The sequence below is a fragment of the Streptococcus sp. 4094 genome (genome assembly GCF_013277125.1).
GTDB lineage: Bacteria > Bacillota > Bacilli > Lactobacillales > Streptococcaceae > Streptococcus.
On record NZ_VMMI01000056.1, the window covers coordinates 1 to 13257 of the forward strand.

General features: G+C 40.5%; 13 protein-coding genes and 1 pseudogene. 12 read left to right on the plus strand and 2 right to left on the minus strand.

The features are described from left to right. Positions 1-504: 504 nt before the first annotated feature. The 7 genes and pseudogenes from HT721_RS10165 to ccpA all read left to right on the plus strand — a co-directional run bounded on the left by HT721_RS10165 (position 505) and on the right by ccpA (position 5536). Complete coding sequence (locus HT721_RS10165) at positions 505-711, plus strand: hypothetical protein (protein WP_007284920.1); 207 nt, start codon at positions 505-507, stop codon at positions 709-711. Beyond that, the gene (locus tag HT721_RS10170) at positions 708-902 is read left to right on the plus strand and encodes a hypothetical protein (protein ID WP_173229758.1); all 195 of its coding nucleotides are present in this window, start codon (positions 708-710) and stop codon (positions 900-902) included. Before HT721_RS10165 ends, HT721_RS10170 begins: the two co-directional genes overlap by 4 nt. After that, positions 889-1772 (plus strand): annotated as a pseudogene (locus HT721_RS10175) (ABC transporter ATP-binding protein). Before HT721_RS10170 ends, HT721_RS10175 begins: the two are co-directional and overlap by 14 nt. 1 nt (position 1773) lies before the next feature. Continuing rightward, on the plus strand, positions 1774-2511 hold the full coding sequence (locus HT721_RS10180; RefSeq protein ID WP_173229761.1) for an ABC transporter permease: 738 nt from the start codon (positions 1774-1776) through the stop codon (positions 2509-2511). Continuing rightward, positions 2511-3608: a sensor histidine kinase gene (locus HT721_RS10185; RefSeq protein WP_173229763.1), complete on the plus strand. Its 1098-nt coding sequence runs from the start codon at positions 2511-2513 to the stop codon at positions 3606-3608. The genes HT721_RS10180 and HT721_RS10185 overlap by 1 nt, the downstream gene beginning before the upstream one ends. Continuing rightward, positions 3609-4208 (plus strand): response regulator transcription factor, encoded by a 600-nt coding sequence (locus HT721_RS10190; RefSeq protein WP_164226908.1) that lies wholly within the window; start codon positions 3609-3611, stop codon positions 4206-4208. Between the two features lie 317 nt (positions 4209-4525). After that, positions 4526-5536 (plus strand): catabolite control protein A, encoded by a 1011-nt coding sequence (gene ccpA / locus HT721_RS10195; RefSeq protein WP_050253459.1) that lies wholly within the window; start codon positions 4526-4528, stop codon positions 5534-5536. A 169-nt stretch (positions 5537-5705) separates the two neighbouring features. On the opposite strand, the gene HT721_RS10200 is transcribed toward ccpA, so the two are convergent. After that, entirely contained in the window at positions 5706-6668 is a 963-nt protein-coding gene (locus HT721_RS10200) for an asparaginase (RefSeq protein ID WP_164226909.1), read from the minus strand. A 65-nt stretch (positions 6669-6733) separates the two neighbouring features. Between HT721_RS10200 and HT721_RS10205 the strand changes: the two genes are divergently transcribed. Beyond that, entirely contained in the window at positions 6734-8125 is a 1392-nt protein-coding gene (locus HT721_RS10205; RefSeq protein WP_164226910.1) for a Cof-type HAD-IIB family hydrolase, read from the plus strand. Positions 8126-8317: 192 nt separating this feature from the next. Here the strand turns inward: HT721_RS10205 and HT721_RS10210 are convergent, their stop codons facing one another. Further along, complete coding sequence (locus HT721_RS10210) at positions 8318-8770, minus strand: universal stress protein (RefSeq protein WP_031223038.1); 453 nt, start codon at positions 8768-8770, stop codon at positions 8318-8320. A gap of 161 nt (positions 8771-8931) precedes the next feature. Here HT721_RS10210 and HT721_RS10215 point away from each other — a divergent pair, with 161 nt between their 5' ends. The 4 genes from HT721_RS10215 to HT721_RS10230 all read left to right on the plus strand — a co-directional run bounded on the left by HT721_RS10215 (position 8932) and on the right by HT721_RS10230 (position 12986). Beyond that, positions 8932-9234: a hypothetical protein gene (locus HT721_RS10215; RefSeq protein ID WP_164226912.1), complete on the plus strand. Its 303-nt coding sequence runs from the start codon at positions 8932-8934 to the stop codon at positions 9232-9234. 156 nt (positions 9235-9390) lie between these two features. Further along, complete coding sequence (locus tag HT721_RS10220; RefSeq protein WP_000666459.1) at positions 9391-10605, plus strand: pyridoxal phosphate-dependent aminotransferase; 1215 nt, start codon at positions 9391-9393, stop codon at positions 10603-10605. 144 nt (positions 10606-10749) lie between these two features. Then, positions 10750-10884, plus strand: a complete 135-nt coding sequence (rpmH, locus tag HT721_RS10225) for a 50S ribosomal protein L34 (RefSeq protein ID WP_000831905.1) — start codon at positions 10750-10752, stop codon at positions 10882-10884. A gap of 137 nt (positions 10885-11021) precedes the next feature. Then, entirely contained in the window at positions 11022-12986 is a 1965-nt protein-coding gene (locus HT721_RS10230; RefSeq protein ID WP_173229765.1) for a peptide ABC transporter substrate-binding protein, read from the plus strand. Positions 12987-13257: the final 271 nt, after the last annotated feature.

The window sequence follows — 13257 nt, forward strand, 5'->3', positions numbered from 1 at the left end:
ATCCTGTCTTCCCGATACATTACAGAGATACGTAAGCGTATCTTTTTTGTTTTAACTAGATATTATATACATTAAGAGAGAATCAGTTTGGTTCTCTCTTTTTTGATTTTCAGTAATTCATTTTGATCGCGTATATTTTTTTGTTTCCTGATTTGTTCAATGAATACTGTAGTTTAGGTAACCACATTGAAATTTAATAGATTTTATAACTCCTATAAATTTTTAAGAAAGCAATAGAAGGGTTTTGTTTAACGTATAATATATGTGTTTGCCTAATAAAAATTTATACTCTTTTTGATTTTAAATAAGTATTAGCTTACATTATGGTGTGAATTGGGTTTGATATTTCTTTTGAGGAAGTTGCCTTAGATTTTTCTAATTGTGTTTTATTGTATAGTGTATCTTGCTTGTTTTGAACAGAATTTTTTATGACATTTGTCATATTTTCTAGTGACAGAAGCTTCTATCTCCTCTGATTTCAAAAGACTATAATTGTAGTATGAAATGGAGGAAGAAGAGATGAGAAATAAAATGATTATCGCAGTGAGTTTAGTAGTAGCAGGAGTTATGACCTATCTCATGTTTTCGGGATTGGATGAGGGTTTCTACCATTTTCCTTGGGAACTATTTGCTGTCTTTGGAATGATGTCTTGGATTGTTAGAGAAGGTTTGAAATTAGTCTCAGATGTGAAAAAGGAGTTTGAAAAATGAAAAAAGCGTTTCTCTATCTTTTTATTGGACTATCACTAGTGGTATGGTTGGTAGAAATGTTTACAGGTTGGTTTGCTCAAGCCTTGCTTCGCCAATTCATTCGTGGTGCTTGGGATTTTGGATTTATGATTTTCGTCGTTTTCCCTATGGGAATGGAGTGGTTGAAAGGAGAATATTATGAACATGATTAAGGTACAAGGCTTACATAAAAACATCAAGGGTAAGGCTATTTTGAAGGATATTTCCTTTGAGGTAGCTGAAGGTGAATGTGTTGCCTTGATTGGGCCAAATGGTGCTGGTAAGACGACACTCTTGGACTGTTTGCTTGGAGATAAACTGGTCACCAGTGGGCAAGTATCTATCCAAGACTTGCCAGTGACGAGCTCTAAGTTAGACTATACGAGATCCTATCTCCCTCAAGAAAATGTAATTGTTCAAAAACTAAAGGTTAAAGAGTTGATTGCTTTCTTTCAACGTATCTATCCAAATCCCTTGAGCGAGCAGGAAATCGATCAACTATTGCAGTTTGACCAGCAGCAGAAAGAGCAATTTGCAGAAAAATTATCAGGTGGACAAAAGCGTCTTTTCTCTTTTGTCTTGACCTTGATTGGCCGACCAAAGCTTGTTTTTTTAGATGAGCCAACTGCTGCCATGGATACCTCAACCCGCCAACGTTTTTGGGAAATTGTTCAAGATCTAAAAGCGCAGGGAGTTACCATTCTCTATTCGTCCCATTACATCGAAGAGGTAGAGCATACAGCGGACCGAATCTTGGTCTTGAATAAGGGAGAGTTGATTCGCGATACAACACCTCTAGCTATGCGTAGTGAGGGAATTGAAAAGCATTTATCCTTCCTCTGGCATACAAGGAAATTGTTGAGCAGTCTAACTTGGTTGAAAATTGGGTACAAAAACAAGATGCTCTGCAAGTAGTCACACGAGAGGCAAATGCTTTTTGGGAACTGTTAGTTCAAGCAGGATGTAGCATACAAGAAATCGAAGTTAATAACCGTAGTTTGCTAGATACAATCTTTGAAGAAACACAGAAGGGAGATGACTAAGATGAAACGATGGATCGCATTAAATAAGATAGAATTTCTATTGACCAAACGGCAACTAGTTTATTATTTATTATCAGTAGGGATGCCGACAGCCTTCTATTTATTCTTTTCAGGCATGTACCAGGACACACCTGGTGGACCAGCTAATTTTATGCGTGATTATCTTATCTCCATGACTGCCTTTTCCATGATGTCGACAGCTATCTTCTCATTTCCAGCTGTCTTACATACCGATAAAATCAACAACTGGCAGAAAACATTGCGTCATAGCCCTGTAAATATGGTAGAATATTATCTATCAAAGATAACAAGTATGCTGGTTGATTATTTGGTTTCAATCTTGGTGGTTTTCTCAGTTGGACATTTTGTAAGAGGTGTAGAGATGCCTCTAGGAAGCTGGGGTGGGGCGGCGCTCTTACTGATTTTGGGAAGTATTGCATTTGTAGCACTTGGCTTGATCTTGACTCTCTTACCAACTAGTCAGCTGATGTCTGTCGTGGGTAATCTTCTTTATCTAGGATTGGCTGTTTTAGGTGGACTCTGGATGCCTATCACTTTATTTCCAGACTGGATGCAAGCAGTCGGTAAGTGTCTCCCAACCTATCAGTTGATGGAGTTGCTCAAGACATTTTTAAATGAAGGTGGAATCAATCTATCAGCCACAGTTTATCTACTTGTTTTTTCAGCAGTTTTGTTTGGTTTGACCATTTACCTTCAAGGTCATAAGGAGAATGCTTAATGCTTGAAAGACTGAAAAGCATACACTATATGTTTTGGGCCAGTTTGATTTTTATGCTTTTCCCCATTCTACCTGTAGTGATTGGGTGGCTTTCTGTCTGGCATTTATTGATTGATATTCTATTTGTAGTGGCGTATTTGGGTGTTTTAACAACTAAGAGCCAGCGCCTATCTTGGCTATATTGGGGCCTCATGCTGACTTATGTAGTTGGGAATACCGCCTTTGTTGCTGTGAATTATATCTGGTTTTTCTTTTTCCTTTCCAATCTCTTAATTTATCATTTTGGCGTACGTAGTTTAAAGTCTTTACATGTCTGGACATTTCTCCTTGCTCAAGTCCTTGTTGTGGGGCAACTTTTGATTTTTCAGAGAATCGAAGTTGAGTTTCTAGTCTATCTACTTATAATTCTTGCTTTTGTCGATTTGATGACTTTTGGCTCGGTTCGTATTCGAATTGTAGAGGATCTGAAAGAAGAGCAGGCCAAGCAAAATGCCCAGATAAATCTATTGCTAGCAGAAAATGAGCGCAATCGTATCGGTCAGGATTTGCATGATAGTCTGGGACATACCTTTGCTATGCTTAGTGTTAAAACTGATCTAGCCTTGCAGTTATTTCAAATACAGGCTTATCCACAGGTGGAAAAGGAATTAAGAGAAATACAGCAAATTAGCAAAGAATCAATGCGTGAAGTGCGAACCATTGTGGAAAATCTTAAGTCTAGAACTTTGACATCCGAACTAGAGACTGTGAAAAAGATGTTAGAAATTGCTGGAATTGAGGTGGAAATAGCTAATCAACTAGATACAGCTAGCTTAACTCAGGAATTGGAGTCAACGGCTTCCATGATTTTGCTTGAATTAGTGACCAATATCATCAAACATGCTAAAGCGTCTAAAGTCTGCTTGAAATTAGAACGGACAGAGAAGGAACTCATTCTAACAGTGAGAGATGATGGCTGTGGCTTTACTTCTATAAAGGGGGATGAGCTCCATACAGTCCGAGAACGTGTCCTTCCATTTTCGGGAGAGGTAAAGGTGATTAGTCAGAAACAACCGACAGAAGTGCAAGTTCGACTACCTTATAAGGAGAGAAAGTAGATGAAAGTATTAGTCGCAGAAGATCAAAGTATGTTGCGAGATGCCATGTGCCAGTTGCTCACGCTTCAACCGGATGTAGAGTCTGTCTTTCAAGCCAAGAATGGGCAAGAAGCAATCCAACTCTTAGAAAAAGAGTCTGTAGATATCGCCATCCTTGATGTAGAGATGCCTGTGAAGACAGGTCTTGAAGTCTTGGAGTGGATACGAGCAGAAAAGCTTGAAACAAAGGTGGTTGTGGTGACGACCTTCAAACGTCCTGGGTATTTTGAACGTGCGGTCAAGGCTGGAGTGGATGCTTATGTCTTGAAAGAAAGAAGCATTGCAGACCTCATGCAAACTTTGCATACTGTCCTCGAAGGAGGCAAGGAGTATTCGCCTGAATTGATGGAAGTGGTGATGACGCATCCCAATCCATTAACAGAACAAGAGATTGCTGTTTTAAAGGGAATTGCTCAAGGCTTGTCTAACCAAGAAATTGCAGATCAACTTTATTTATCAAACGGAACCGTCCGAAATTATGTCACCAATATTCTTTCAAAACTAGATGCAGGTAATCGAACAGAGGCAGCTAATATCGCGAAAGAATCTGGTTGGTTGTGATACTATCTTAACTCGAAAACCATCATGTGCTAAAATTGATGGGATTGAATGGAACAATTTGTAACTTGAGGGAGCTTGGTTTCCTCCTTTTTGTTTACTCTAAGGTGGTAGCAAGAGCTAAACCTAGGCTTTCTATGAAATTTTTTCAATCAATCTTCAAAAAACACTTGAAAGTGTTTACAATTAGTGATAGAATGGAATAAGTAGAAACATGAAAACGAAATTTTCACATCTTCACTTTTGTAAGTAGATATAGAGTTTCAATCGGTGCCTCTACTTGTAAAAGAATGTGTGGGATAGAAAGGGCAGGAAAAGGAATGAATGCAGATGATACAGTAACCATTTATGATGTCGCTCGTGAAGCAGGTGTTTCCATGGCGACGGTCAGCCGTGTGGTCAATGGCAATAAAAATGTAAAAGAGAATACCCGTAAAAAAGTGCTAGAGGTAATTGATCGTTTGGATTATCGTCCAAATGCAGTTGCGCGTGGTCTTGCAAGTAAAAAGACAACCACTGTCGGTGTCGTGATTCCAAATATTACCAATGGTTATTTTTCGAGTTTGGCTAAGGGGATTGATGATATTGCAGAAATGTACAAGTACAATATTGTCTTAGCTAATAGCGATGAAGATAACGAGAAAGAAGTTTCTGTTGTCAATACCCTCTTTTCAAAGCAGGTAGATGGCATTATCTTTATGGGTTATCACTTGACAGATAAAATTCGCTCAGAATTTTCGCGTTCACGTACTCCGATTGTTCTCGCAGGAACTGTCGATGTTGAGCACCAGTTGCCAAGTGTCAATATTGACTATAAGCAAGCAACGATTGATGCAGTGAGTTACCTTGCTAAAGAAAATGAGCGTATTGCTTTCGTTAGCGGTCCGCTAGTGGATGACATCAATGGTAAGGTTCGTTTAGTTGGCTACAAGGAAGCCTTGAAAAAAGCAGGAATCGCTTATAGTGAGGGTTTGGTATTTGAATCTAAATATAGCTATGATGATGGTTACGCCTTAGCAGAGCGCTTGATTTCATCAAACGCAACTGCAGCAGTTGTGACAGGTGATGAGTTGGCAGCAGGTGTCTTGAACGGTTTGGCTGATAAGGGTGTGTCAGTACCAGAAGAATTTGAGATTATTACTAGTGATGATTCGCAAATTGCACGCTTTACCCGTCCAAACTTGACAACTATTGCCCAACCTCTTTATGACCTTGGTGCCATTAGTATGCGTATGTTGACTAAGATTATGCATAAGGAAGAGTTGGAAGAACGTGAAGTTCTCTTACCTCATGGTTTGACAGAACGTCGCTCAACACGAAAACGGAAATAGAAAAAATCAGGGAATCGAGAAGATTTCCTGATTTTGTGCTCTTAAACAAGAGATGTCGACTCAATGAATACCACAGAGCGGACTAGGCGGCTGGTTAAAGGCTGCGCAACACACTGCTTTGAGGTTGTAGATGGAAGCTGACGTGGTTTGAAGAGATTTTCGAAGAGTATTAGCCTTCCATATAGTCTTTCAAATCCTGCCCTGTTAGTCCGGCATTGAGGGCAATGAGGAGTTTCAAGCGGGCTTTTTGGGCGTTGAGTTCTTTGACAAAGAAGACACCTGCTTTTTGCAACTGTACGCCCCCACCCTGGTAGGCATAGACAGGTTCTGCGATACCGTTAAAGCATCGGGAAACCAGGGCGACTGGGATTCCTTTTTGCAGAAGGCTTTCTAATTTTTGAGCCGTTTCTTTAGGAATATTACCAGCTCCGAAGGCTTGGATAATCAAACCGTCCAATTGTTCCAAATCAAGCATATCAATCAGCTCATCTGTCATACCAGCATAAGCAGAGATGATAGGGACTAATCCTTGTATGTGATCAAGGTCAAAGCGAACACGAGGTTCAGCTGTTTTAAAGTAGAGGATTTCCTGTTTCATGATCAGACCAAGGGGACCGTGTGTTGGAGTCTGGAAGGTGCTGACGTTGGTTGTATGCGTTTTGGTAACATACTTGGCAGCGTGGATTTCATCGTTCATAACGACCAAAACTCCTTTATCAGCAGCCTTGTCATCACTAGCCACCCGTAAAGCACTCAGATAGTTATAAACACCGTCACTACCGAGTTCATTGGAGCTGCGCATGGCTCCTGTTAGAACGATAGGCATATGGGGAACTTCCATGGTATCAAGGAAATAGGCTGTTTCCTCTAAAGTATCGGTTCCGTGTGTGATCACCACTCCATCGTAGTTAGCCGCTTCCTCTTTAATTTTCTGGTAGAGAGCCAGCATATGCTTGGGTTTGATATGGGGGCTTGGCAGGTTAAAAAAGTCCAAGGCGTGGACTTGGATTCCTTCAAGTGGGTTGGACACATGGTTCATGGGATTATCTGAACTGGTCACAACAGCGCCAGAAGCATCGGCTTGCATGGAAATAGTTCCACCCGTATGTAAAACAAGGATTTTCTTAGGCATGATTTACTCACTCTTTCTGAAATGTGGTATAATCATTGTATCACAAAAGGGGAGATTGGGATAGGATGGAAGTCAAAGCTGTTTTTTTTGATATCGATGGAACCTTGGTCAACGATCGCAAGAGTGTTTTGAAATCCACTAAGGACGCGATTAAAATCGTCAAAGAACAAGGGGTGCTTGTCGGTGTAGCGACAGGACGAGGACCTTTTTTTGTTAAGGAATTGATGGACGATTTGGACCTGGACTTTGCGGTAACCTATAATGGCCAGTATATCTTTAATAAAGACAGAGTCTTGTTTACGAGCCCTATTTCCAAGTTGCATTTGCGCCATCTAATTAGCTATGCTAAAAAAGAGGGCAAGGAGATTGCCCTAGGGACCAAGGATGCCATGTTGGGTTCTAAAATCATGTCCTTTGGTCTGGGTTCTTTTTCCCAACGAATCAGTCGCTTCGTTCCCTCTGTTTTAACTCGGACGGTGAGTCAGTCTTTTAATCGCATGGTCAGCAAGGTTGTTCCCCAAAAGGAAGAAGACCTGCTTCATCTGATGAATCAGCCTATCTACCAAGTCTTGATGCTGATGACGCCAGAAGAATCTGAGAAGGCGGCGGCTGGTTTTGAAGACTTGAAATTGACACGTAGCAATCCTTTTGCAGCAGATGTCATCAATCAGGGAAATTCTAAATTAGAAGGCATTCGCCGAGTTGGGAAAGAATATGGCTTTGACCTCAACCAAGTCATGGCTTTTGGTGACTCGGATAACGATCTTGAAATGCTGGCAGGTGTTGGGATGTCGGTTGCTATGGGAAATGGTAGTAGCAGTGTCAAGGAAGTTGCCAAGCACATTACCACTAGCAATCAACAAGATGGGATCCACAAGGCCTTGGAACATTTTGGTGTTTTGTCTTCAGAAAAAGTCTTTGTCAGCCGTGACTATCATTTCAATAAGGTCAAGACCTTCCACCACATGATGGATGAACGGACCCAAGAAGAACCTCGAGCTTGGGATTTAGAAGGTGCAACCCACAGGGCTGGTTTTAAAATAGAAGAATTGGTGGAGTTTGTTCGAGCTGCCAGCACTTCTGAAGAGGATTTTGGTCAAGCTCTATCGCAACTTCATCAGGCTCTTGATAAGGCAGCATATAAAGTAGCCAAGAAGACACCTGCTCAGCAAGATTTGATAGGGCAGGTGGATGCCTTGATTGACACACTTTACTTCACCTACGGTAGTTTTGTCTTGATGGGGGTGGACCCAGAACGTATTTTTGACATTGTTCATCAGGCTAATATGGGGAAAATTTTTCCAGATGGCAAGGCTCATTTTGATCCAGTGACCCACAAAATCTTAAAACCAGATGATTGGGAAGAAAAATATGCTCCAGAACCTGCTATTAAAAAGGAACTGCAGCGCCAGCTCAAGGCTTATGAACGCCATAAAGAGAGAAATAATACTCAATGAAAATCAAAGAGCAAACTAGGAAACTAGCCGCAGGCTGCTCAAAGCACTGCTTTGANNTTTTGAGGTTGCAGATGAAACTGACGAAGTCAGTAACATATATATACGGCAAGGCGACGTTGACGTGGTTTGAAGAGATTTTCGAAGAGTATAAATAGTAAACAAAAAGGAGCGCTGAGCTCCTTTTCTTTGTGATTATAAGGTTTTTTCTTGTTCTCTCACAACCAGCAAATCGACCTTAGCATGGCGGAGAATGTATTCAGATGAAGAGCCGACCAAGAGGCGTTCAAAGGCGTTGAGACCAGTTGCGCCAACGAGGATGAGGTCCACTTCCTCAGCATCTGGAATAGTACGTGCTAGTAGGGTCTTTGGATTTCCCATTTCAATGACGATGTGAACATCTGCCACACCAGCATCTTTAGCACGTTTTTCGTACTCTTTCATCAGACTTTCAGCGTCAACTTGGAGTTGTTCGTAAACTTCAGCATCAAAGGTGGATACGCTTTGAAGAGCGCGTGTGTCAATGACATGGGCGATGGTGAGTTTAGCGTCGTTTCGTAGAGCAGAATGAACTCCCTTGATAAAAGCCAAGTCCGCTTCTTTAGAACCATCGATTGCGACCATGATATTTTGGTAACGTTGTGCCATAATGAAACCTCCTGAAATTTTCTTACTATCATTGTAAACCTTTTCACTATAGAAGTAAAGCAAAAAAAGTATTTTTCAAAAGAATGTTAGTGCTTAAAATCTATATAAATATATGATAAAATAAAAGAAAGGATAGCAGGAAAGAAGTGAAGGGAGGGAGAATGATGAAAAACTCTTTTCAAGAATCAAAAAAATCAAATTTCCTTTATTATGGAATTATCCTAGTTTCAGTCTTGCTAGAAGTGATCATGATCTGGCAATTAGAGAGTCTGGTACCGTTTCTTTATCCAGGTTTTATCGGATTTTTAGTCTTTCATGTACTCTACCATCTGTTTTTATTTCTAGTTGCAAAACGAAGTGGGCGTTGGGATTACTTGATGATATGGGGGCTTTTCCTCATGTTCAATCTTCTCTATGACTCCTTTTTAGGCCTGCTTTTTCTAGGTTTATCTTTTGGTATGTGATGTTTTTTTGGCAAAACACCTGCTATCTCCCCTGTCTTGACCTCGCTTTTAGTGAGGTTTTTCTTCTGTAGGATTTTAGTAACACATTTCAGTAAACTTGTCGCATTCTCTTTCTAGTGGTATAATGTTACTATCTCGATGAATTGAGGAAACAAGATGAAAGAATATAACAAGTCTAGTAAGTTAGAGCATGTTGCTTATGATATCCGTGGTCCTGTTTTGGAAGAAGCCATGCGGATGCGAGCAAACGGAGAAAAGATTTTACGTCTGAATACAGGAAATCCAGCAGAATTTGGTTTTACAGCGCCAGACGAAGTCATTCATGACTTGATTATGAATGCGCGGGATAGTGAAGGTTACTCTGACTCCAAAGGGATTTTCTCAGCCCGTAAGGCCATCATGCAGTATTGCCAGTTGAAGAAATTCCCAAACGTAGATATTGATGATATTTACCTTGGAAATGGTGTCAGTGAGCTGATTGTCATGTCCATGCAGGGGCTTTTGGACAATGGGGATGAAGTCTTAGTGCCAATGCCAGACTATCCTCTATGGACGGCCGCTGTCAGTCTAGCTGGAGGAAATGCCGTTCACTATATCTGTGATGAAGCTGCAGAATGGTATCCAGATATTGATGATATCAAGTCAAAAATCACTTCAAATACCAAGGCAATCGTCCTTATCAATCCAAATAATCCAACTGGAGCCCTTTATCCTAAGGAACTCTTGTTGGAGATTATTGAGATTGCCCGTCAAAACGATTTGATTATCTTTGCGGATGAAATTTACGACCGCATGGTCATGGATGGACATGTGCATACGCCTGTGGCTAGTTTGGCACCAGATGTCTTCTGTGTCAGCATGAATGGTCTGTCAAAATCTCATCGTATCGCTGGTTTCCGTGTGGGTTGGATGGTCTTGTCTGGACCTAAGACACATGTCAAGGGCTATATTGAAGGGCTCAATATGCTGTCCAATATGCGCCTTTGCTCTAACGTGTTGGCCCAACAAGTCGTACAAACTTCCTTGGGTGGCCACCAGTCGGTCGATGAATTGCTCCTTCCTGGTGGACGAATTTATGAGCAAAGAAACTTCATCTACAATGCCATTCAAGAGATTCCAGGTTTGTCTGCGGTAAAACCAAAGGCTGGACTCTATATCTTCCCAAAAATCGACCGCAATATGTACCGCATCGATGATGATGAGCAGTTTGTTCTTGATTTCTTGAAGCAGGAAAAGGTTCTCTTGGTTCATGGTCGAGGCTTTAACTGGAAGGAACCAGACCACTTCCGTATCGTTTATCTTCCTCGTGTCGATGAACTTGCCCAAATCCAAGAAAAAATGACTCGTTTCTTGAAACAGTATCGTAGATAGGGCTTACATTCGAAAAAGCAGTAAACATTTGCCTTGAGCTATTGACAAAAGTGAAAGAATCAGATAGAATAGTAAAGTATGTTTAGTAACTGATCACTTTATAGCCGGCTAAACGAATACAAAATCTATGAGGAGGTATTCATCGTGAAACGTACTTATCAACCAAGTAAACTTCGTCGTGCGCGCAAACACGGATTCCGTAACCGTATGTCAACTAAAAACGGTCGTCGCGTATTGGCAGCTCGTCGTCGTAAAGGACGCAAAGTTTTGGCTGCATAATCCAAACGAACCATAACAAAAATCAGTAGGAACTCGAGTCTACTGATTTTTATTTTTGTAAAAAAGTTCAAAAGACTTTATATTTTCCCTCAAATGGTGTATAATATTTCACATACTGTAAAAAATGGAGAATAATCATGAAGAAATCAAAAGTTATGCTTTTTGGAGCTATGGCTTTGACAGCAGGTCTAGCTTTAGCGGCATGTGGGTCTTCCCAATCTAGTAATGCTGAGAAAACTTACTCTTATGTATTTACTAGTAATCCTGATACCTTGGACTACATTACGTCAACGCGTGGTTCTACTTCTAGTATCACGACTAACCTGATTGATGGCTTGTTAGAAAATGATAAGTACGGTAATCTCATTCCATCTATGGCTGAGTCATGGACGGTGTCAAAAGATGGTTTGACCTACACTTATAAAATCCGTCAGGGGGCGAAATGGTACACTTCAGAGGGTGAAGAGTATGCGGATGTAACGGCTCATGACTTTGTGACAGGTCTCAAGTATGCAGCTGATAAAAAGGCTGAAAACTTGTACTTGGTTCAAGACTCTATCAAGGGCCTCGCAGACTACGTTGAGGGAGAAACATCTGACTTTGAGACTGTTGGAGTTAAAGCAGTGGATGACTATACTCTTCAATATACTTTGAATAAGCCGGAATCTTACTGGAATTCTAAGACTACTGGGGGCATTTTGAGTCCTGTAAATGAAGCTTTTTTGAAATCTAAGGGAGATGACTTTGGAAGTGTAACACCATCCAGTATCTTGTCAAATGGTCCTTACTTGTTTAAATCTTTCTCATCAAAATCTTTGATTGAATTTGATAAAAACCCTAATTACTGGGATAAGGACAATGTGAAAATTGAGAAAGTGAAGCTCTCTTTCTTTGACGGTTCTGACCAAGATAGTTTGGCGAGAGGATTTTTGGAAGGGAACTACTCGGACGGTCGTATCTTCCCGACAAGCTCAGTGTTTGATCAGTTGAAAAAAGGGAATGAGGACAAAATCACCTACACACCACAAAACTCAATTACCTTCTATTATCTTTTTAACGTTAATCGTCAAAGCTACAAGCAGACCATGAAACAGTCTGATAAGGAAAAGACAGATTCACTTGCAGCCATGCAAAATAAGGATTTCCGTCAGGCTGTCAACTTTGCATTTGACCGTCATGCTTATGCAGCGCAGACAAATGGTGAAGATGGAGCAGACCGTATCTTGCGTAACACGCTTATCCCAAGTGATTTTGTCCAAATCGGTGGTAAAAACTTTGGTGATATTGTCAATGAAAAGATTATTAACTATGGTACAGAGTGGTCGAATATCAATTTGAATGATGCGCAACCTGCCTTTTTGAATGCTGAAAAAGCCAAGGCAGCATTTGCTAAAGCTAAAGAAACCTTGCAAGCAGAAGGCGTGACCTTCCCAATTCATTTGGATATGCCAGTTGACCAGACGGCCAAGTTAGATGTGCAACAAGCAAGTTCCTTTAAGCAGACAGTGGAAGAAACCCTTGGGGCGGACAACGTTGTGATTGACGTGATTCAACTTTCTCCAGACGAGAAGGATCAAGCTACATTCTTTGCAGATACAGCTGAACAAAAGGACTATGACATTGATATTTCAGGTTGGAGCGGAGATTACTCAGATCCGAAAACTTATCTTGATCTCTTAGATCCAGAGTCAGGTTCACAGCTTAATAATATTGGGTTAACTGCTGGAAAAGATAATGAAGTAAAAGAAAAAATTGGACTTTCTGCTTACAAGAAGTTACTAGATGAAGCAGATAGCGAAGTTGAAAATACTCAGGCTCGTTATGAAAAATTTGCTGAAGTCCAAGCTTGGTTGACTGACAGCGCCCTCTTCCTACCAGTTCAAAGTGGCGGAGCCAACCCAATCTTCCGTAAGACTGTACCGTTTACAGGAGCCTTCTCGTTCGTTGGTCATAAGGGAGATGCAGACAACTATAAATATGTTGAATTGCAAAAAGAGCCGGTAACTGTGAAACAGTACCAGGAACTCTATGACAAATGGCTAAAAGAAAAAGCTGAGTCAAATAAAAAAGCTCAGGAAGATTTAGCTAACCACATTCAATGATATTCCTAGTCATGCTTTTTAGTTAAGCCTAGTGACAGGATTCAGAAAAAGACCTTACCAGACGCTTTTGATTCTGGTAGGGTCTTTTCGTTATTTTTTGTTTTTGATGAAGTAACTGGAGGTGGATAGGGATACAGATACCTAGAATGACTTATTTTATGTTTTTGAATGAGAATCGATTAAAATTTATAAATCTGTATAAGGGATTAGTGACAAAACGATAGCAAATAAGGTAAATTTCTATATATTTTAATGGTAAATTCCCAAACTA